20 protein-coding genes and 1 other RNA gene are annotated in these 20,834 nt (G+C 40.4%); all 21 read left to right on the forward strand.

The genetic code is table 11. From position 1 onward, the window contains the following. Positions 1–26: 26 nt before the first annotated feature. Positions 27–896, forward strand: coding sequence for a hypothetical protein (locus BLS20_RS07915; RefSeq protein ID WP_090173837.1), 870 nt, complete (start codon positions 27–29; stop codon positions 894–896). Then, entirely contained in the window at positions 896–2,353 is a 1,458-nt protein-coding gene (locus BLS20_RS07920) for a tyrosine-protein kinase domain-containing protein (RefSeq protein WP_090173838.1), read from the forward strand. The genes BLS20_RS07915 and BLS20_RS07920 overlap by 1 nt, the downstream gene beginning before the upstream one ends. Before the next feature lies 1 nt (position 2,354). Beyond that, complete coding sequence (locus BLS20_RS07925) at positions 2,355–3,857, forward strand: polysaccharide biosynthesis tyrosine autokinase (RefSeq protein WP_176762339.1); 1,503 nt, start codon at positions 2,355–2,357, stop codon at positions 3,855–3,857. A gap of 110 nt (positions 3,858–3,967) precedes the next feature. Next, entirely contained in the window at positions 3,968–4,942 is a 975-nt protein-coding gene (locus BLS20_RS07930) for an anthrax toxin lethal factor-related metalloendopeptidase (protein WP_176762340.1), read from the forward strand. A 178-nt stretch (positions 4,943–5,120) separates the two neighbouring features. Next, on the forward strand, positions 5,121–6,050 hold the full coding sequence (locus BLS20_RS07935) for a transglutaminase-like domain-containing protein (protein WP_090173841.1): 930 nt from the start codon (positions 5,121–5,123) through the stop codon (positions 6,048–6,050). Between the two features lie 17 nt (positions 6,051–6,067). Further along, positions 6,068–7,111 carry a type II secretion system F family protein gene (locus BLS20_RS07940; RefSeq protein WP_090173842.1) on the forward strand — a complete coding sequence of 348 codons (1,044 nt, stop codon included), beginning with the start codon at positions 6,068–6,070 and terminating at the stop codon, positions 7,109–7,111. Between the two features lie 5 nt (positions 7,112–7,116). Beyond that, positions 7,117–7,443, forward strand: a complete 327-nt coding sequence (locus BLS20_RS07945) for a hypothetical protein (protein ID WP_090173843.1) — start codon at positions 7,117–7,119, stop codon at positions 7,441–7,443. A gap of 2 nt (positions 7,444–7,445) precedes the next feature. Then, complete coding sequence (locus tag BLS20_RS07950; protein ID WP_090173844.1) at positions 7,446–7,937, forward strand: DUF4860 domain-containing protein; 492 nt, start codon at positions 7,446–7,448, stop codon at positions 7,935–7,937. Next, the gene (locus tag BLS20_RS07955) at positions 7,921–8,367 is read left to right on the forward strand and encodes a hypothetical protein (RefSeq protein ID WP_090173845.1); all 447 of its coding nucleotides are present in this window, start codon (positions 7,921–7,923) and stop codon (positions 8,365–8,367) included. The genes BLS20_RS07950 and BLS20_RS07955 overlap by 17 nt, the downstream gene beginning before the upstream one ends. Next, positions 8,357–8,761 (forward strand): hypothetical protein, encoded by a 405-nt coding sequence (locus BLS20_RS07960; protein ID WP_090173846.1) that lies wholly within the window; start codon positions 8,357–8,359, stop codon positions 8,759–8,761. The genes BLS20_RS07955 and BLS20_RS07960 overlap by 11 nt, the downstream gene beginning before the upstream one ends. Further along, positions 8,761–9,834 carry a type IV pilus twitching motility protein PilT gene (locus BLS20_RS07965; protein ID WP_090173847.1) on the forward strand — a complete coding sequence of 358 codons (1,074 nt, stop codon included), beginning with the start codon at positions 8,761–8,763 and terminating at the stop codon, positions 9,832–9,834. The genes BLS20_RS07960 and BLS20_RS07965 overlap by 1 nt, the downstream gene beginning before the upstream one ends. A 201-nt stretch (positions 9,835–10,035) precedes the next feature. Further along, complete coding sequence (locus tag BLS20_RS07970; RefSeq protein WP_278286162.1) at positions 10,036–11,046, forward strand: deoxyguanosinetriphosphate triphosphohydrolase; 1,011 nt, start codon at positions 10,036–10,038, stop codon at positions 11,044–11,046. Positions 11,047–11,064: 18 nt separating this feature from the next. Then, entirely contained in the window at positions 11,065–12,837 is a 1,773-nt protein-coding gene (gene dnaG, locus BLS20_RS07975; protein WP_090173848.1) for a DNA primase, read from the forward strand. A gap of 26 nt (positions 12,838–12,863) precedes the next feature. Beyond that, positions 12,864–14,075 (forward strand): RNA polymerase sigma factor RpoD, encoded by a 1,212-nt coding sequence (gene rpoD, locus BLS20_RS07980; protein ID WP_090173849.1) that lies wholly within the window; start codon positions 12,864–12,866, stop codon positions 14,073–14,075. A gap of 1 nt (position 14,076) precedes the next feature. After that, on the forward strand, positions 14,077–14,769 hold the full coding sequence (locus tag BLS20_RS07985) for a tRNA (adenine(22)-N(1))-methyltransferase (protein ID WP_090173850.1): 693 nt from the start codon (positions 14,077–14,079) through the stop codon (positions 14,767–14,769). 30 nt (positions 14,770–14,799) lie between these two features. Next, a complete protein-coding gene (locus tag BLS20_RS07990; RefSeq protein WP_090173851.1) occupies positions 14,800–16,452 on the forward strand; it encodes a nucleoside kinase in 1,653 nt (550 codons plus the stop codon). Between the two features lie 10 nt (positions 16,453–16,462). Beyond that, an RNA gene (gene rnpB, locus BLS20_RS07995) (RNase P RNA component class A) lies at positions 16,463–16,803 on the forward strand. Between the two features lie 45 nt (positions 16,804–16,848). Then, positions 16,849–17,253 carry a zinc ribbon-containing protein gene (locus BLS20_RS08000; RefSeq protein WP_242870549.1) on the forward strand — a complete coding sequence of 135 codons (405 nt, stop codon included), beginning with the start codon at positions 16,849–16,851 and terminating at the stop codon, positions 17,251–17,253. Between the two features lie 52 nt (positions 17,254–17,305). After that, entirely contained in the window at positions 17,306–18,151 is an 846-nt protein-coding gene (locus tag BLS20_RS08005) for a DUF5685 family protein (RefSeq protein WP_090173852.1), read from the forward strand. Beyond that, the gene (locus BLS20_RS08010; RefSeq protein WP_341443204.1) at positions 18,148–18,795 is read left to right on the forward strand and encodes a DnaJ domain-containing protein; all 648 of its coding nucleotides are present in this window, start codon (positions 18,148–18,150) and stop codon (positions 18,793–18,795) included. Before BLS20_RS08005 ends, BLS20_RS08010 begins: the two co-directional genes overlap by 4 nt. A gap of 129 nt (positions 18,796–18,924) precedes the next feature. Further along, positions 18,925–20,679, forward strand: a complete 1,755-nt coding sequence (locus tag BLS20_RS08015) for a leucine-rich repeat domain-containing protein (protein ID WP_176762341.1) — start codon at positions 18,925–18,927, stop codon at positions 20,677–20,679. Positions 20,680–20,834 lie beyond the last annotated feature (155 nt).

The following is a 20,834-nucleotide window of genomic DNA, read 5'->3' on the forward strand; positions in this document are numbered from 1 at the left end:
GGTTATGACAATAGTAGGAGAATAAAATGAAAAAGACGAACTTAATAGGCTTGATAATATTAATCGTGGCAATTGCCGCCGCGGCATTTATGACCTATCGCAGGATGCAGTCGGGGGATGGAATGGCACCGATTATCAGAATGAGCGATACGAAGATTGAAATATCGGTTGAAGATGATGAAAGCGTTATTTTAGATGGAGTGAGTGCAACTGATGTTACGGATGGAGATGTGACCGATTCACTGGTTGTGGAAAAAATTTCTGCATTTATGGAAGATGGCAGAAGAATCGCAACACTTGCAGCATTTGATTCCGATAATGAGGTGGGAGTAGCGACCAGGGAGATTGTATATACGGATTACAAGCCGACTAGAATATCGATTACAGAACCGCTTGTGTTCACACTCAATACGACCTCGTTTTTAGAAGGGGTTACGGCAAAAGACTGTTTAGATGGGGATTTGTCGGGGCAACTAAAGTTCTCAGATTCCGGGCAGATTGAGACGGATGCGGCAGGTGTCTATGATATGCAGCTTGAAGTTACGAACTCGGCAGGAGATATTAGTAGACTTCCAATAAAGATTACGATGATGTCATCGGAATCGATGGCGAACACACCGGTGATTTATTTAAAAAACTTTGTAAAATATGTTAATGTTGGAGATTCTATAGATTATGAAAGTCTGATTAAAAAATGTGAATATCTGGGCGTAGAATATGAAGCGGTAGAAGGAAAATCAGTGGGAGAATCGACGATTGGCCGTAGCAAGTTTGCAATCGACACTTCTGATGTGGATCTTAATACGCCGGGAAATTATATTGTTACATATACAGTCTCAATTAATGATAGTTCAAAAGCGAAGGCATATTTATATGTTGTAGTGGAGGATGAGTAATGCAGTTTGAAGAGAGAAATGAAGAACCGGTTCAACTCTTTCGGTTTAATGGCTATACTGTCGGAAGAGATATAATTAAACATATGAAAATGATCATCATGATTTCCGTTGCAGCGATGCTGCTCATGTATGCTTATTTGGCATATACCTATGCGGAAACCTATACGATGACGACAACGTTTACGGTTGTGTCGGCGTCAACGGAGAATGATGCATATACCAATATACAAAGTGCGTCAACAACGGCGACCTCGTTTCAGACGATTTTGAGTAATAGTGTTGTACAGGAAGCTGTGGCAAAGGCTGCGGGAATGGATAGTATTCCGGGAACGGTAACGACTTCTCTTGTGGAAAATACGAATCTGATGACACTAAGTGTTACCGAATCAAGTCCGAAGATGACGTATGCGGTGATGAATGCAATTTTGGATAATTACTCAAGTGTATCAGATAAAGTGTTAGGAAGCGTTATCATGACAATTTTAGATCAAAGTGACATTCCAACACAGCCGGATGCTGCATTTGCACCGGCAAATGCAATGGTTAAAATGTTTATCATCGTATTTTGCCTGATGCTTGTTATTGTAGCATTTGGTTCAACTTTTCAAGATGCCATTCGTGCTGAGAATGAGGTGGAAAAGAAGATTGACACAAAACGTCTTGGAACATTGTATCATGAAAAGAAATATAAGACATTTACCAGACGCAGTAAGAAAAAGAAACGAAGCATATTGATAACCGATCCAACAGTCAGCTTTTCGTATTCTGAGGCGGTTCGAAGAATGGTATCGAGAGTTCGCAACAAGATGAATCATAGAAATTCCAAAGTGCTTATGGTTACATCCGTTCTTGAAAATGAAGGTAAATCTACAGTGGCTGTGAACCTGGCACTTGAACTTGTTGAAGAAGAGCAGAAAGTTTTGTTGATTGATGGTGATTTTAGAAAACCGGCACTTTACAAGGTGCTCCAGATTGATCCAAAAGAAGTAACCGATCTGGGGGAGGTGCTCAATCACAAGATTTCTCCTAAGAATATGATTTACCAAAAAGAGAATTCCAATCTGCATCTTTTGTTGAATACTGTAATATATCCGAATTCGACAGAACTTTTATCACAGGGACTTTTAGAACGGATTATCGGTGAATTAAAAAGAGAATATGATTATATTATCATCGATTGTTCGCCGATGGCATTGGTTGCGGATGCGGAGGAAATGCTTAATATGGTTGACAATACGCTTTTGGTTGTACGTCAACATTATGCCAATGTAAGAGATATCAATGATGCGATTGATATTATTAACTCAAGAAAAGAAAAATTAATCGGCTGTGTATTTAATAATGTTGGCGGCAATCGGGTATCCCTGACACATGGCGGACAAGGATATGGCGAATATGGAAACTATGGTTATGGTCGCTATCATCAATATGATCACAGCGAGAGGGAGGGTGAGTAGTATGGCAGAGTATTCTTCAAGACAAGGCACGGCACCTTCCGCGATTGATTTGGGAACAATTGTTGATGATGTATGGAAGGGATTTTGGCGAATCTGGTGGCTGTTGCTTGTAATAATCAGTATTTGTGCAACTCTTTTTTATACACATGTCAAGATGGTATATGAGCCGAAATATACCGCCGAAGCAACCTATCTGGTAACGGCGGCGAGCTATTATGGATACACAGAGAGCTATTATAATGAAACAACAGCATCGGGCCTTGCAACTTCTTTGGAGTACGTCTTAAACAGTACCGTCATGCAAAAAACGGTAGCAGAAGCACTGGATATGGAGTCGGTTCCCGGTACAATTGCTGTAGCAGTAGTAGAAGAGACCAATATGATTACCATAAAGGCAACCGCAGATAGTGCGCAGATGGCATATAATATTTTGCAGGCAGTGATAGAATCTTATCCAATCGTAGCAGAATCAGTAATCGGCTCAACTACGCTTGAAGTAATGAGTGAAAGCGGTGTGCCTACAGCACCAAGTAATGAGGATTGGTCACATGGAGCAGCCAAAACCGGAATTTTAATAGGGTTTGTCATTGATATTTTGGTATTGTTTGTATATTCCATGACCAAAAGAACGATACGGAAAGAAAAAGACTTTGCCAAAATATTAAATGTAAAATGTATTGCGGCAATTCCACATGTGCGATTTAAAAAGCGTGGAAAGAATGCTTCTAAGAATGTAGAACTTGTATTGATGGACAACTTCAGAGTGCCACCCGGATTTGTGGAGGCGATGCGCTCTGTACGACGAAGAATTGAAAATCACAGTCTTGATACCAAAAAGAACATATATCTGGTTACAAGTGCGCTTCCGGAAGAAGGGAAGAGTACGGTGGCTGCCAATATTGCATTGTCATTGGCGTTAAAGGGTGAGAAAGTGGTCATTGTGGATATGGATCTTCGAAATCCATCCTTGGCAGATAGCTTCGCATTGGAGTCCGTAAAATGTGGAACCATTGATGTGTTAAAAGGACGAAAAGAGATACAGGATGCTTTGGTTCAATACAAAGATACTTCACTTGAAATACTGCCCGGAGGAAAAGCAATTTCAAAAACTTCTAGAGTGCTGAGCTCTGAAAAAGTGGGAAATCTAATCCGCACTCTCCAAAAAGAATATGATTATGTCATTTTGGATACTCCACCATGTGCATTGTTAAATGATGCAACCATGGTTGCATCACAAGCACAAGCCGCTATTTTTGTTGTGCGTCAGGATTATGCGAGAGTGGATCGTATTTATGAAGGAATCGAGAACCTGGCGGAAACCGGCGTGGATATTATGGGGTGTCTGTTAAATGGAGCAGAAGTTGGACTTACCGGTACCGGATATTCCAAATCCTATTCGTATGCCAGATATGGCTATGGACATGGTGAGAAGCGCTATGGATATGGTTATGGAGGTTATGGAATAAAGGAAGATGAGGAAAAAAAGTCGGAGAATAACAAGTAGTAGGACAGAAGTCCCAAAAACGAACTTGACTTTTTGGCCTATACCAATTATGCTTATTACAAAATATAACAAGTGATATGATAGTTATACTAGATTCATAAAACTCGAGGATGAGTTTGAAAGGATTGATGGATATGAAGAAGAAGATTGTAAATGCAGCAATTGGAGGGTGTATTTTAGCAGCGCTTGCAGTTGGTCAGGTGGTTTATAGCGGAGCGGATAAACAAACACAAGCCTCTAAGGAGAATGTACAGGTAGAAGAGGAAGCTGCGATGGAGACAGCGCAGGCATCCGAGACGGATACTATAGAAGATTTTGAGGATGAAGTTACAGAAGAAGAAGGAACAGTTACCGCAGAAGATGATGAAGAAATTATCTTAGAGGAAGAAGTTCCATTATCTGATGGTGATAAGATTACGAAGACAACTGAGACGTTGTCTAAGAAGACAAGCACAAAGACCAAGACGCTTAGTTCTAAATCAAAGAAATCAAAGACGAAGAAGAAAACACAGGTAAAGTGGAAGAAGGTAACTTCTACAAGCCGAACAGCCAAAATCTGTAAGAAAACTACGACAACAACTGTTAAGGAGACAATCTATAAAAAGGGATCGAAGAAGGCTAAAGTTAAGACCACTGTTACAACAGTGCTTGAGACAACAACAACGGTTACTGAGAATGGAGAATATGATATTGCAGCATATGCTAAGAAAGCAGATTCGAAATTGATTAGCTTGTTCAAGAGCAATGGATATAAATTTATCATTGATTCATCGCTTAGCAAGACCGGTGTATTCTCACCTTCAAAAAAATCGATTTCGCTTGCTTACCACAGTGATGTTATATATCATGAACTTGGTCATTATCTTGCTTATGTTACAGGTAAGTCAGACAAGAGTACAGAGTTTGCAGCAATATATGAAGAGGAAAAAGAGGATTATGCGGGATCTAATGCTGCATATGTAACCTCGACAGCAGCTGAATATTTTGCTCAAAGTTACCGTATCTATTGTACGGATTCGGCAAAATTAAAGAATTCATGCCCGAAGACTTATGAATTTATTGAAGACAGATTGGCAGAATTATAAAAAGAAATGAAGTATCGTTTGTAATTCTTAAGCGGAAAGCGATAGATTTGCAAGAGACTTAGGATGGGGTCTTGTGATCAGGAAAAAAAGGTTTGCTCTAAGGAGCAAGCCTTTTTCTTTACTTGTGGTTGAAAAACAAAAGAATTATAATAGAATTAATGATAGCAGGAGAGAAAATATGAAAAAATTGATTCATAAATCTTGTATGATTGTTCTGTTGATAATTGGTATAACAGTGATGTGCAGTTGCTCAGAAAATACACAACCAAGTGAGACAAGTGATTCGTCATCGGGCGGCTATGAAGTTCCGGAGTTTTTGGATGCGCAATTTTCAGAGGAAGAAGCTACGGAATATGAAGACGGAAATATTGAGATTGATGAGACCAAGCTGTCATATGGTTATCTTGCAATGAAAGCAGAAAAAGACAATGAATTAAAACTTAAGATTACGCATGATGAGGAGAGTTATATTTACGATTTTGAAAATGATGGGACAGTACAGTTTTTTCCGTTAAATATGGGAGATGGAGAGTATGAGGTTATACTTCTTGAATTCATTTCTGAGGGAAAATATGCTAAGAGTTTTTCCATTGACTATGATGTGGCAATGGAAAATGAGTTTGATCCATACATCAGACCTAACAAAGTTGTGAATTATACGGCCGACTCAGAGTGTGTACAATTAGCAAAAAAACTTGCGACGAAAGCGAGCGATGATGCGCAGTTGGTATCTATCGTATATGAATATCTGTGTGATCACGTCACCTATGATGATGAAAAGGCAGCCACAGTGGAAGCCGGTTATCTGCCGACTCCGGACGAAACGCTTGAGAGTGGGAAGGGGATTTGCTTTGATTATGCTGCGCTTGCCGCATCTATGTTTCGGAGTATGGGAATTCCGTGCCAGCTTATTACGGGATATGTATCACCAAGTAATGTCTATCATGCTTGGAATAAAGTATATTTAGAATCACAAGGTTGGGTGACGGTTGAAATTGCAGCCGATGCTAAAAACTGGAATCGGATTGATATTACATTTGCCGCTAGTGGTGTGGATACAGAGAATTTAGACGATGATACCTTATATACACAGCGATATACTTATTAACTAATGGAGGAGTATTCATGGCAGAAAAGCAGATTGATTACGCATATGTCAGTGTGTTTTGTGAAAATGTAGCAATGATGCTTTCGGGGGGAATTGTACCGGAAGAGGCAATCGGTTTGTTGATGGATGATTCGGATAAGAACCGATATTATGATGAATTAAAGGAAATTCAAAAGAAACTTGTTCTTGGACAGGGAATGGCAGACGCAGTCTGGGAATGCGATTTCCTTCCGGAATATGCAAAACAGATGATTCGCATAGGAGAACAGTCCGGAAGGATGGATAAGGCTTTGGATGCCCTGGCAGATTATTATAAAAAACAGGATGATATTGTTGCGAGGCTGAAGGCGTCGGTGGTTTATCCGTTTATATTGCTACTTTTAATGTGCGCAGTTTTAATTGTAATGGTTTCAAAGGTGCTGCCGGTCTTTATTGGAGTGTATGAGAATCTTGCAGGAACGATTTCGGGGTCTTCCTATGCGTATGTATCCGTTGCGATTGTGGTGGGAATTGTTGCGCTTGTAATTACAATTGTAATGGCAGCAAGCCTGTTGATTGGTATGCTGATGTATCGAACGGCAAAAGGAAGAATAAAAATTTCACATTTTTTACAACAATCAAAAATGACAAAGTCAGCCTCGTATAAGATGGCGCTGGCACAATGTCTGCAGGCATTGAGTACATTGGTGGCCAGCGGTATGAATACGGATGAAGCACTGTATCATACGGAAAAAACAATTGTTCATAAACAATTGAAGGAAAGAATTGGACTGGTGCTTGAAGATATGAAACAAGCCCATTCCCTTGCACAGGCATTTTATGATAGACAGATTATTCCGCCTTTGTATGCGCGCATGTTAATTACGGGCACACATTCCGGAAAGATTGACCAGGCGTTAGTGGAAGTGTCAGATACAATAAGTGAGAATGCCGCACAAGAAGTAACCGGTGTGATCGATAAGGTAGAACCATTACTGACAGGTTTTTTGACAGCTGCAATTGGAATCACATTGCTTAGTGTTATGCTTCCGCTTATTGGAATACTTGGAACGATAGGATAAAGAAGATGTATGTAGAGAAAAGATCGCCAAAGCAAAATAAAATACGGATATGCGTAGCTTTCGTTGTTGCAGCGATATGTGTGGTGATTGTTTTTGGCATCATCTATTCGCTTCACGCAAATCAGATAGAGCAGCAAAAAGAAGAGCTTGAAAAAACGATTTTAGAAGCTTGCGTACAATGTTATGCCGTAGAAGGCATTTATCCGGAAAATATTTCCTATTTGGAAGAAAATTATGGTGTTGTTATTAATCATGATAAATTTGTGATATCTTACGAAGCATATTCAGCAAATCTGCTTCCGGAAGTAAGAGTACTTGTAAAGGGAGAGTAAGAATGCCGGCACGAAAAAAGATTCATAGTGCATCCATTAGCATGCTAATTTTATATGGGATATTAATTGTGGCACTGCTTTTTTTGACTATGGCTGGGTGTAGACTATATACGGTCTTTACAGATAAACGCTTGGCTAATGAACAAAAAAGGGCAACCCTTTCCTATCTTCAGGCCAAAGTTGCTTCTTTAGATGCACAAGGAGCGATTACAATTGAAGATGGACCGGAGAAATGCTCCGATATGTTGGTGCTGGCGGAAGGAGAGACGCAGTATGAAACAAGGATATTTGTATATAACGGTCAGCTGATGGAATTGTTTACAAAGACGACGGCTTCTACGGATATTCAGTTGGCTGAAGTGATAACATCGGAAGAAGAATTTGAGATGGAATTAAATGCGGATGGATCACTACTTCGAGTCGAGACATCACAGGGAACTGCGATGATGGCAATCCGGAGTGCGAAAGGAGGAACAGATGAAAGGACAAAATAGGAATGCATCTGTTTTCTCATATGGCCTTGAAATGATTATCCTGGTATTTATATTCTTGTTGGTCGCCGGTGTTTTGATACAGGTTTATGGGGGATCCATTACAGAAAGCGGAAAGGCTCAGATGCTTCAAGATGGAGTCAGGATATGCCAAAATGCTGCAGAAGTATATGCATCATCTGCGGATATGGAGGAGGTTGCAGCGTTTTTTGAAGCGGAAAGCAAGGTGGCAGAAGGAACCATATGGTTAGATGCAGACACAAAAGCAGTCACAAGCAGTACAGATGCGAAATATAAGTTGGTATATGATTCATCACAGGTGCAAACTGGATTGTGGCAGGCACATTTTCAGGTGTATACGACAAGTGGTGATCTTGTATATGAATTAACAACAATGAAATATATACCGGAGGTGAGCGCTGATGAGAGGTAAAAAGGTTCGCTTAGGTACGGTATTTTTGTTGTTTGTTGTTATTATGATTTGTGTAGCGGTGTTATCCGTTCTTAGTATAATGACGGCAAAAGCAGATTATAAACAGACAGCAAAAGCAGCAGAGCATGTAACACAAATTTATGAAAATGAATGTCTAGGGCAGAAGTGGTTAGCGCAAGTCGATGCTTGTTTGCAACAAGAGGGGGATTTTGTCTGGCCGGATGGAAGTGTTTATGAAGATGGCGTTTTGAGCATAACAATAGGTGAGAAGCAGCAGTTGTTTATTGCACTACGTATCAATCAGGAGCAAAAGACCTATGAAATCATACAATGGAAAAATGCTGCAACATGGAGCGAAGATACTTCGTTAGATTTATGGCAGGGGGATAAATAATGGAACTTATCGATATTTTAAAAAAATCAATAGAACTTGGAGCATCCGATATTTTTGTGGTTGCAGGTCTTCCACTTACATTTAAGACACATGGTAAGCAAATCAGACTTGCGGAAGAAGGCGTGATGTTGCCACCGCAGACAGCGGCAACAATTTATGCAATTTATGAATTAGCCAAACGAAATCGAAAGCATATAGATAGAATGGATGCGGATGATGATTTCTCATTTGCAATTAGTTCCGTTGGACGTTTTCGTGTTAATGTCTTTCATCAAAGGGGGTCTTTGGCAGCAGTAATTAGGGTAATACGATTTGGTTTGCCATCCGCAGAAGAGATGAAGATTCCACCGGAAGTTATGCAAGTGGCAGATTACAAAAAAGGAATTGTGTTGGTAACCGGACAGGCGGGAAGCGGAAAGTCTACAACGCTTGCTTGTATCCTTGATACGATTAATCATACAAGAGATGGACATATTCTTACCTTGGAAGATCCGGTGGAATATGTTCACCGACATGATAAATGTATTGTTTCGCAGCGAGAGATTTTTTCCGATTCACCAAGTTATATTTCGGCGCTAAGAAGTGCTTTAAGAGAAAGCCCGGATATTATTTTGCTTGGAGAAATGCGAGACTATGAAACGATGGAAGTAGCAATGACAGCGGCCGAAACGGGACAATTGCTGTTTAGTTCGCTTCATACGACAGGCGCGGCAAATACGGTTGATCGTATTATCGATGAATTTCCGGCAAATCAGCAGGCGCAGGTAAGATTGCAATTATCTATGGTTTTGCAGGCGGTAATTTCGCAGCAGTTAATTCCGGCAAAAGATGGAACTTTGATTCCGGCATTTGAAATTATGTTTGTAAATCTGGCAATTCGAAATTTGATTCGGGAAAGCAAGACGCATCAGATTGATGCAATGATTGCTTCCGGAGCAGCGCAAGGAATGCGAACAATGGATATGTCACTATTGCAGTTGTATCAGCAGGGCGTGATAGATAAAGAAGTTGCATTAACGCATTGCTTGAATTTTGAAACGATGCAAAAGAAAATCGAATTAATACAGTCCTAGTCTAAAACGATCAAAGGATGGTATTGATGAGGGATAACAAGCGAGTCTTGACGTTTGAACAGCGGCACAAGGAGATAGTCCTTGTGCCCTAATTTTTCAAAAAAACATAATAATTTATGCAAAAATAAAAATAAAAAAAGGATATTCCTTTTTAAGACGAAATATTAATAGTGAAGAGTATTTTAGAAAGGATAATCTTAAGTGGCAAATATTCGAGAAAATCTAGAACAGATGGAACGAAATACGTTAAGTGAACATGCGTCTTTAAGTGCAGAATCGATTGGAAGAGCACGTGTAGAAAAAGAATGTGATATTCGAACGGTGTATCAGCGTGACAGAGACAGAATCTTGCACAGTAAGTCATTTCGGCGTCTTAAGGATAAGACGCAGGTGTTCTTGTCGCCGGAAGGGGATCATTATAGAACCAGAATGACACATACACTTGAAGTGTCACAAAATGCAAGAACCATTGCGAAAGCACTGCGTTTGAATGAAGATTTGGTAGAAGCGATTGCACTAGGACATGATCTTGGACATACTCCGTTTGGACATGCGGGGGAACGAAGTTTGAATGCAATCAGTCCGATGGGATTTCACCACAATGAGCAAAGTGTAAGAATTGTTGAGGTGCTTGAAAAGGACGGACGCGGTCTTAATCTTACGTGGGAAGTCAGAGACGGTATTTTGAATCATCAGACATCTAGAATGCCGAAAACGGCAGAAGGAAAGGTCGTACGTCTTTCGGATAAAATTGCCTATATCAATCATGATATGGATGATGCTATTCGAGCCGGTGTATTGCGAGAGGAAGATATACCGCATGAATTACGGTTAAAATTGGGCGGTACGACAAGAGAACGTTTAAACACTTTGATTCATGATATTGTAACATCATCCTTGCGTCGCGGACAGATTTGTATGTCTGAGGAAATAGAAGAAGCAATGAGAGGGCTGCGCACGTTTTTGTTTGAACATGTGTATACGAATCCTATTGCAAAAGGAGAAGAAGGAAAAGCCGTTGAGATGGTTCAAAAACTGTACGAGCACTATATTGCACATCCGGAAGAGATGTCGCAGACTTATCTTAATCTCCTGACAAAAGGTGAAAAGACGGAAGTTGTGGTATGTGATTATATTTCAGGAATGACAGATCAGTATGCAGTACACAAGTTTGAAAGCTTATTTATTCCAAGTTCCTGGAAAAAATATTAAAAGTAAGAAGGGAAAAATATGGCATATTATTCGGATGAGCTGGTAGAACAGGTGCGAATGAGTAATGATATTGTGGACGTGATATCCGGATACGTTTCTTTAAAAAAGAAGGGTGCTAATCATATGGGATTGTGCCCGTTCCATAATGAGAAGTCGCCATCTTTTTCGGTGTCGGGAAGCAAACAGCTATATCACTGCTTTGGTTGTGGAGCATCGGGAAATGTATTTTCGTTTTTGATGGAATATGAAAAGTACACTTTTCCTGAGGCTGTTGAGGCGTTGGCAGAACGTGCGGGAATTTCGCTTCCAAAGGTGGAAAGATCAAAGGAAGAGCGGGAAAAAGAAGATACCAGGACAAAGTTATATGAGATTAACAAAGAAGCAGCTAAGTATTTTTATATGCTGCTTCGCGCAGAACCGGGAAAGAAAGCACTTGAATATCTAAATGGCCGGGAATTGACGGAAGAGACTATGACAAAGTTCGGGCTTGGATATTCGGCGCAATACAGCAATGATTTGTATCAATACTTAAGAAAGAAAGGGTATTCCGATTCGCTGCTTGCTAAGGCCGGACTGATAACGCTGGATGAAAGGCAGGGTGGATATGATAAGTTCTGGAATCGTGTGATGTTTCCGATTATGGATCAGCGAGGCAAGGTAATTGCTTTTGGCGGCAGAGTGATGGGAGATGGTAAGCCTAAGTATCTCAACTCACCGGAGACTATGATATTTGACAAAAGTCGCAACCTGTATGGTCTTAATTTCGCAAGAGCCTCAAAGAGAGAAGGTATCATTTTGTGCGAAGGATATATGGATGTGATAGCACTTCATCAGGCTGGATTTGATAATGCAGTGGCATCGCTTGGAACGGCATTTACACCGGGACATGCCAATTTGGTAAAAAGATTTGCCAAGACAGCATACTTAAGCTTTGATAGCGATGAAGCAGGAATTAAAGCGGCTTTGCGCACCATTCCAATCATGACACAAACCGGTGTCCACTGTAAGATTATTCATATGGATCCATATAAAGATCCCGATGAATTTATTAAGGCATTGGGCAAGGAAGAATATGAAAAACGCATAGAACAAGCGGAAAATTCATTCTTGTTTGAAGTGCGAATGAAACAGCGCGAATACAATATGTCTGATCCGGCAGAAAAAAATGATTTCTATCGGCAGGCAGCTTCGATGTTGCTTCGCTTTACACAGGAAATTGAACGAGACAGTTACATTCATGCAGTGGCGACGCATTATCAGCTTACAGATAAAGCACTAAAGGAGCTGGTGAGAGAGCAGGCGGCCAAAGGTGCCGGCATTAAGATGCAAGCGCCGTTAAAAACCGGAGCGCAGTCCAAAAAGAAAACCGATGGTTTAAAAGAAGCTCAGAAATTATTATTGACATGGATGATAGAAGAAGAAAGCCTGTTTGATGTATTAAAACCATATCTTGGTCCACAGGACTTCACGGAAGAATTATATAGACAGGTAGCGCGGATGTTATATGAGCAAAAAGCACAGGGGCATGTTCATCCGGCGGATATCATGAGTCATTTTCAAAGTGAAGACGAACAACGCCAGATTGGAGAGTTGTTTCATACAGAACTAACGGCGGCTAAGACAAAGCAGGCACGTCAACAGGCACTAAAAGAACTGTTGATTACGATAAAAAAAGGAAATATAGAAAAGATGTCTAGTGGAGCACAGTCGGCAGATATGAATCATCTGATGGAGATGATAAAAAAAGAAAAAGAATTGGAAGAACTGAAAAAAATTACAATTAGTCTGTAAATATAATAAAGAGAGGTACGAACAACATGGATGAAAAATTATTAGAGGAAAAGATTCGAGAACTGATTGATTTAGCTAAGAAGAAAAAGAATATTATTGAATATTCGGAAGTCGTGGAAAAAGTAAAAGAATCCGATCCGGAGCAGCTTGAACATGTGCAGCAGGAGCTAGAGAAAGCAGGAATCGATATTTTACGAATTTCCGATGATAATGAAGACGATATTGATGATGATATCATTATGGCAAATGAAGATGAGGAAGTTGAGGTAGAAAAAATTGACCTTTCGGTACCGGATAGTGTCAGCATTGAAGATCCGGTACGTATGTATCTAAAAGAGATTGGAAAGGTGCCGCTTTTGACGGCAGACGAAGAAATCGATCTTGCTCAGAAGATGGAAGCCGGATTGCTCGCGCAAGAAGAAATTGATCAGATTTTTGATGATGAAGATATCGATCCGGATGCGGAAGACATGAAAGAGAAGATGAAAGGGCTTCGTGAGACTGTTGCAATTGGAACCGATGCAAAACAAAAACTGGCAGAAGCCAATCTACGTCTTGTAGTTTCTATTGCAAAACGTTATGTGGGTCGAGGAATGCTCTTTTTGGATTTGATTCAGGAAGGTAATCTTGGACTTATAAAAGCCGTTGAAAAGTTTGATTACAGAAAAGGATATAAGTTTTCGACTTATGCAACCTGGTGGATTCGTCAGGCAATTACCAGAGCGATTGCAGATCAGGCAAGAACAATTCGTATTCCGGTACATATGGTAGAGACGATTAATAAATTAATTCGAGTATCCAGACAGTTATTGCAGGAACTTGGTCGCGAACCATCACCGGAAGAAATTGCAGAGGAGATGAAGATGCCGGTAGAACGTGTGCGTGAGATTTTGAAGATTTCACAAGAACCGGTTTCTTTGGAAACACCGATTGGAGAAGAAGAAGACTCTCATTTAGGAGACTTTATTCAAGATGAAAACGTACCGGTTCCGGCGGAAGCAGCAGCATTTACTTTGCTAAAGGAGCAGCTTGAAGAGGTACTTGATACGTTAACAGAAAGAGAAAAGAAAGTGCTGACGCTTCGTTTTGGTCTTGAGGATGGACGTGCACGAACTTTAGAGGAAGTTGGAAAAGAGTTTAATGTAACGCGTGAACGTATTAGACAGATTGAAGCAAAAGCACTCAGAAAACTGCGTCATCCGTCAAGAAGCAGAAAGTTAAAGGATTATCTAGAATAATATGAAACTATCACAACGTCTTATGGCCGTAGCGCAACTTGTTGAAGTATATGGTACGCTTGCAGATGTCGGTTGTGACCATGGCTATTTACCGATTGCGTTATATGAACAGGGAAAAATTAAAAGAGCGATTGCACTTGATGTAAACGAAGGCCCTCTTTTGAGGGCGCGTGAGCATATTGAAGAGGCTGCGCTTTTGGATGTGGTGGAAACTAGATTGTCGGATGGACTTATGGCACTTAGCGCCAAAGAAGTGGATTCTGTCGTGATTGCAGGCATGGGTGGAAATCTAATGAAGACCATACTATCGCAGAGTTTGGATGTGGCAAAAAGTTGCCGGGAAATCATATTACAACCGCAGTCAGAGATTGAACTTTTGAGAGCCTATCTGTCGGAACAAGGATTTGAGATTATTGCAGAAGATATGGTATGTGAGGGAGGTAAATTCTATCCAATGATGAGAGTTTGTTATACTCAAAAACATACCAGCCTTAGCGAAATACAATTGCATTATGGACCTTGTTTAATACGAAAGCAGCATCCGGTACTAATCGAGTTTCTAAATAAGGAACAAGAAAGAATTGACAAGATTCTGAAGGAATTGAGGATAAAAGGCGATCGGTACAAGGATAGAATAACGCAGCTGACGGAGGAAAAAACACTGGTAGAAGAAGCACTAAGACAAAGCAGCTAATCGTATTAGAAGCCGAAAGGGGAATGGAAGTTGGAAAAAGTTACGGTAGGAATTAACGGAGAAGAAAAGCAATACGAATCAGGAACTACTTATAAAGAACTTACGGATGAATACCAATCACAATATAAAGACGACATTGTCCTGGTACAGGTTGATGAGCGATTAAAGGAGTTATCCCAAAAAGTTAAAGATGCAAAAGAATTAAAGTTTATAACAAGTATGGATAAAGCCGGACGAAAGGCTTATCGCAGAAGTATGACTTTGATGATGCAAAAAGCGATTTTTAACCTTAGCGGAGACGATGAAATTGGGGTTCGAGTGCAGCATAGTATTTCACAAGGGTATTTTTGTCGATTGACAAAAGGGGATATTTTGAACGAAGAATATCTTGCGAAAGTGAAAGCGGAGATGATTCGGATGTGCAAGGAAGACATTCCGATAAAAAAATGGAACGCACCGACGGAAATGGTGCTGGATTTATGCCGGGAATGGGAAATGCATGATAAAGAAAGATTGTTCCATTATCGACGAAATTCCAGAGTTAATGTCTATGAAATTGATGGCTATTACGATTATTATTATGGTTATATGGTGCCAAGCACCGGCTATTTGAAATACTTTGATCTGCGACTTTATGAGGATGGATTTGTTTTGTTGTTTCCGGATAAGGAAAGCAAAAAGGTAGCAGAATTTAAACCTTCCCATAAGTTGTTTTGTGTATTAGATGAGGCTGCACATTGGGGAGAAATGCTCGATTGCGGAACATTAGGAGCGTTTAATGATGCCATCACCCATGGCCGAAGTCGTGATATTATGTTGGTTCATGAGGCATTGATGGAGAAAAAAATCGGTGAAATTGCAGAAGAAATCATGGAAAATAAAAACACGAAATTTGTTATGATTGCAGGTCCATCTTCTTCCGGAAAAACTACATTTTCACATCGATTATCCATACAGCTTATTGCGCATGGAATCAAACCACATCCCATTTCACTCGATGATTTTTATTTGGATCGGGATAAGTGTCCGGTGGATGAAAATGGAAAATATGACTTTGAATGTATAGAGGCATTGAATATCGAGCTGTTCAATGATGTGATGCAAAGGCTTTTGACAGGCGAAGAAGTACAAATGCCAAAATTCAATTTTATGACGGGAAAAAGTGAAAAAGCAGATAAGCTGCAATTGAAGGAGGATGAAGTTTTGGTCATTGAAGGTATTCATGGATTAAATGATCAGTTATCCTACACACTTCCGTCACAAAGTAAGTATAAGATATATATAAGTGCTTTAACACAGTTAAATATTGATGAACATAATTCGCTTTCCACAACGGATGGACGTTTGATTCGAAGAATTGTTAGAGACGCCCGTACCAGAGGAGTCAGTGCAAAGCAGACAATTGCGATGTGGGATTCGGTCAGAAGAGGGGAAGAAAAGCATATCTTTCCATTTCAGGATGATGCGGATGTCATGTTTAATTCAGCTCTTATCTATGAGCTGGCAGTGTTAAAACCTTATGCAGAAGCGCAGCTTTTTGCAATCGAACGGGATTGCCCGGAATATATTGAAGCAAAGAGGCTGCTTAAATTTCTAGATTATGTTCTGCCACTTCCGGCAGAAGGAATTCCGAACAATTCTATTATTCGGGAATTTATCGGAGGCAGTTGCTTTCCGGTATAAAATAAAATAGCGAGTGGAACAGGTGATCGCGGCTGTCATATGACAGGTGAGGAAAGTCCGGGCTTCACAGGGCAGGATGCCGGATAACGTCCGGTAAAGGCGACTTTAAGGATAGTGCAACAGAAATAAACCGCTGCAGATGATGCAGTAAGGGTGGAAAGGCAGTGTAAGAGACTACCGCCTGGCTGGTAACAGACAGGGGCATATGTAAACCCCATCCGAAGCAAGACCGAAACAAAGCGATGACGTGGCCCGCCAGCTTTAGGTAGGTCGCTTGAGGCTGTTGGCGACAGCAGTCCTAGATAGATGATCACTCAACGACATAACCCGGCTTATCGTTTCGCTCGTTTTTTCTTAGATTGGAAGAAAGATCTAGATGTTATGGAGGTGACGCGTATGAATTTTAGGGATAGAATATTAAGATTTATGTATGGAAGATATGGTGGCCGCGATGAGCTTAACAGATTGTTATGGATTATCACGGTTATTCTTTTACTTTTATCCATGATAAGCAGGATTTCGCTCTTTTATTGGGGTGCGCTTGTGGTTATGATCTATTGTTATTTTCGAATGATGTCTCGAAATATACCAAAGCGTTACGCTGAAAATCAAAAATTCCTGAAAGCTACGGCAAAGATTAGAGGAAAATTATTCTGGTCGAAAGAACATATGCGCCAGCGTAGATATTATGCATTTTATCGTTGTACACATTGCGGTCAGAAAGTGCGAGTGCCAAAAGGAAAGGGACGTATTGAAATTACGTGTCCAAAGTGTCATACCAGATTTATCAAGACCACATAAGAAGCTTCCGGTAACAGACAGATAAGGAGCGAGTCTTGACAGGAGGTAAGCGATGTTTGGCTATATTACAATCGACCGAGAACAGATGACCGATACGGATAAGAGAACCTATCAGTCGTTTTATTGCGGTTTGTGTCAGGTGCTTAAGCAGACAAGTGGAATTAAAGGAAGAATGTTGATTAATTATGATATGACTTTTTTAATTGTGCTTTTAAGTGGTCTATATGAATTAGTAAATACAGAGCAAAGTTATTTGTGCCCGCTTCATCCGACAAAGAAGCGGACATTGTTTATTAATGAGGCTACTTATTATGCGGCAGATATGAATCTGTTGTTTGCCTATCAGAACTTCGAAGATGATTGGGTTGATGAGCGCTCGTACACGAAGAAGATGTTCACAAAGATTTTTGACAAAGATTATACGAAGATACGTGGCAAGTATCCGCGCCAGGTAAATGCGATGGAAGAATATATGAAGCTTCTTCAAAAAGCAGAGCGGGAAAAGGAAAAAAATATTGATGTGATAGCCGGTCTGTCAGGAGAAATGCTTTCGGAAATATTTGTATGGAAGAAAGATGATGTATGGGAGAGAGCGCTTCGCCATATGGGCTTTTATATGGGGAAATTCATTTATCTTATGGATGCTTATGAAGATATTAATAAAGATCTAAAGACGGGGGCGTATAATCCGCTTATTGAAATGAAAAGTAAGCAAGAGGCGGATTTTGATACCTTGACGAGATTGATGCTTACGAGCATGATGAGTGAATGCTCAAAATCCTTTGAAACGTTGCCGATTCTTGAATATGTAGACATTTTGAGAAATGTATTATATTCAGGTGTCTGGTTAAAGTATGACATGCTTCTTAAAAAGAAAGAAAAAGGTAAGAAATTATGATGTTTGATCCCTATCGGGTTCTAGGCGTGTCACAAAACGCCTCGGACGACGAGATAAAAAAAGCATATCGAAAGTTAAGCCGAAAGTATCATCCGGATGCGAATGTGAATAATCCGAATAAGGTACAGGCAGAAGAAAAATTTAAAGAGGTGCAGCAGGCGTATGATCAGATTATGAAGCAGCGCCAGCAAGGCTACCAGTATGGATATGGTGGTTCGGCTAATCGCGGTGGTACCTATGGAAACTCTTTTAGAGGCACCACAGCATCAAAAGATGAGAACGTTCGAATCAAAGCGGCATTGAATTATATTCATGCCAGACATTTTAACGAAGCCTTGAATGTATTGGCATCCATTTCGGAATATGAAAGAACGGCGCTTTGGTATTTTTGCAGTGCCCTTGCAAATGCAGGCATTGGCAATAATGTGACGGCACAAGAACATGCCCGCCAGGCACTTGCGATGGAGCCAAATAATGAGGAATATCGACGTCTTGTTTCTCGGCTTGAGATGGGAGGCGACTGGTATCAGCAGATGGGAAGCGGTTATGGATATCGAAGAAGTATGATTCCGGCAACCAGCGGATTGTGTCTGACCTTTGGTGCATTGTATCTGATGATGATGTGTTGCGGCAGACCGTTTTAAACATTGATTTTCATATGAACCATGATAAAATAAATATAAGAGGCAGATGATTATTAGCCGGAAAGTACGAGACAGTGTGCCTGTTCGTATCTTTCCGGCTTTTTTTCTTTCGGTGGAGGTATGATGATTATGAAAAAAAGACTAAGAGTACTATTGGTGGCGGTTTTGTTAGTGATTGCGCTCATGCCGATGAGTGCAAAGAAAACGTATGCACAGAATCTTCCGACGTCCGGAAATTGTGGAACCTTATTAGATGATGTGTACGGAAGTAATGCGACGTTTACCTATGCTTCCGATACCGGTGTGCTTACCATAAGCGGAAGTGGTGAGATTGGCTCTAGGGCTTTTGAAAGTTATACGGATAAAGCACAAGTAAAAAAGATAATCATTGGTGAAGGAATCACAGCTATTAGTGCAAATGCTTTTGCGGGACTGACCGGTGTTACTGAGGCAAGTCTTCCTGAGGGACTTTTAACGATTGGCGAAATGGCATTTTATAACTGCTTTGATTTGGATGCAATTGAGTTTCCGGATACGCTTGAAGAAATTGAGACCCAGGCATTTTACAATGATGGCATTTCCGAGCTTGATTTTCCGGCGAGTTTAAAGAGATTAAACTGGGATGCTTTTGGAGCGGAAACTGGTTATGGAAGTATTACAAAAGTCATCATGCGTAGTACCGAGATCGAGTTTGCACAACCGACAGCTACCTCCTATAAAATTCCCAATTCTCTAAATACGGCCGGTCCGATAGGAGGAGATTACGACTATCAGTTTGCGTGGACAACAGAGATTCCGGCACAGGCATTTGCTTATCTTGGAGTCGGTGAAAATCGATATCTTACGAGTATTATTTTGCCGGATACCATAACTGAGATTGGAGCTTCTGCATTTAGTGGACAATATAATTTGGATAGTATCACGATTCCGAATGGTCTAAAGACAATTGAAGATTATGCCTTTTATCGCACGGGGCTTACGGAGGTTTCTTTGCCAGCATCCGTGGAAAAGATTGGAAGACAATCCTTTAATGCCTGTGACAACCTTACAAAAGTAACGATATGGAATGCAGACTGTGATATTTATGATGTCTATACGAATGAAATGACGATTGCCTCACAAGCAACCATTGCCGGATATGAAGATTCCACGGCGCAGGTGTATGCGGAAAAATATGATTATACTTTTGACTCACTGGGAGAGGAACCTTGTTCAGCAGGCGGCGAGCATGATTGGCAGCTCGTGAATCATAAAGCCACCTTTACTGATAACGGATATCAAGAATGTATTTGCTCAAAGTGTGGGAAAAGTGATGGCATCGCAATCGGAGCCTTAGCAGTAACGATTACATCATTGGAGCAAAATTCCTATGTTTACACGGGAAAGGCGATTACTCCGAATGTTACGCTTGCCAATGCCGATGGGGTTTTAGCTGATAATAATTATACGCTTCGCTATGAGAATAACCTGAATGCGGGAACGGCCAAAGTTACAATTACGCTTCAGGGTGATAACTTCACCGGAAGAAAGACGTTGACCTTTAAAATCACAAAAGCAGTAAATCCTTTTGGAGCAAAGGGGAAGACCGCTTCTGTAAAATACAAAAAGCTAAAGAAAAAGAATCAGACCTTAAGTGTTTCTAAGGTTATGACCTTTACGAAGGACGCAAAAGATACGAAAAACTATACGCTTGTTTCCGCTAAGAAGGGAAGTAAATCCTTCAAAAAATACTTCAAAATTAACAAGACTACTGGAAAAGTGACGGTTGTAAAGGGTCTAAAGAAGGGAACTTACAAGGTGAAAATCAAAGTTAAGGCATTGGGAAATAAGAATTATAAGTCATCGACAGACATGGGAGTGACTTTTACGGTGAAAGTGAAGTAGTCTGGGGCTGGTCTATGTTTGCCAATGATTTGGTGAAATGGTAGAATGGTTTCCGTGGGATGGGGAGAATAGGAAGTATATACCTAAGAGTGATGATTAAATATGTGTTTTCTATAGAAAATCATCTCGTAAATTCAAGTACGTATTTAATGTAA

Source organism: Eubacterium oxidoreducens, assembly GCF_900104415.1.
In the GTDB taxonomy this organism is placed as follows: domain Bacteria; phylum Bacillota; class Clostridia; order Lachnospirales; family Lachnospiraceae; genus Eubacterium_C; species Eubacterium_C oxidoreducens.

Excerpts from the sequence above, each read along its gene's own strand:
- BLS20_RS07915 (WP_090173837.1), top strand. The coding sequence starts at position 27 with ATGAAAAAGACGAACTTAATAGGCTTGATAATATTAATCGTGGCAATT.
- BLS20_RS07920 (WP_090173838.1), top strand. The coding sequence starts at position 896 with ATGCAGTTTGAAGAGAGAAATGAAGAACCGGTTCAACTCTTTCGGTTT.
- BLS20_RS07925 (WP_176762339.1), top strand. The coding sequence starts at position 2,355 with ATGGCAGAGTATTCTTCAAGACAAGGCACGGCACCTTCCGCGATTGAT.
- BLS20_RS07930 (WP_176762340.1), top strand. The coding sequence starts at position 3,968 with ATGAGTTTGAAAGGATTGATGGATATGAAGAAGAAGATTGTAAATGCA.
- BLS20_RS07935 (WP_090173841.1), top strand. The coding sequence starts at position 5,121 with ATGAAAAAATTGATTCATAAATCTTGTATGATTGTTCTGTTGATAATT.
- BLS20_RS07940 (WP_090173842.1), top strand. The coding sequence starts at position 6,068 with ATGGCAGAAAAGCAGATTGATTACGCATATGTCAGTGTGTTTTGTGAA.
- BLS20_RS07945 (WP_090173843.1), top strand. The coding sequence starts at position 7,117 with ATGTATGTAGAGAAAAGATCGCCAAAGCAAAATAAAATACGGATATGC.
- BLS20_RS07950 (WP_090173844.1), top strand. The coding sequence starts at position 7,446 with ATGCCGGCACGAAAAAAGATTCATAGTGCATCCATTAGCATGCTAATT.
- BLS20_RS07955 (WP_090173845.1), top strand. The coding sequence starts at position 7,921 with ATGAAAGGACAAAATAGGAATGCATCTGTTTTCTCATATGGCCTTGAA.
- BLS20_RS07960 (WP_090173846.1), top strand. The coding sequence starts at position 8,357 with ATGAGAGGTAAAAAGGTTCGCTTAGGTACGGTATTTTTGTTGTTTGTT.
- BLS20_RS07965 (WP_090173847.1), top strand. The coding sequence starts at position 8,761 with ATGGAACTTATCGATATTTTAAAAAAATCAATAGAACTTGGAGCATCC.
- dnaG (WP_090173848.1), top strand. The coding sequence starts at position 11,065 with ATGGCATATTATTCGGATGAGCTGGTAGAACAGGTGCGAATGAGTAAT.
- rpoD (WP_090173849.1), top strand. The coding sequence starts at position 12,864 with ATGGATGAAAAATTATTAGAGGAAAAGATTCGAGAACTGATTGATTTA.
- BLS20_RS07985 (WP_090173850.1), top strand. The coding sequence starts at position 14,077 with ATGAAACTATCACAACGTCTTATGGCCGTAGCGCAACTTGTTGAAGTA.
- BLS20_RS08000 (WP_242870549.1), top strand. The coding sequence starts at position 16,849 with ATGAATTTTAGGGATAGAATATTAAGATTTATGTATGGAAGATATGGT.
- BLS20_RS08005 (WP_090173852.1), top strand. The coding sequence starts at position 17,306 with ATGTTTGGCTATATTACAATCGACCGAGAACAGATGACCGATACGGAT.
- BLS20_RS08010 (WP_341443204.1), top strand. The coding sequence starts at position 18,148 with ATGATGTTTGATCCCTATCGGGTTCTAGGCGTGTCACAAAACGCCTCG.
- BLS20_RS08015 (WP_176762341.1), top strand. The coding sequence starts at position 18,925 with ATGAAAAAAAGACTAAGAGTACTATTGGTGGCGGTTTTGTTAGTGATT.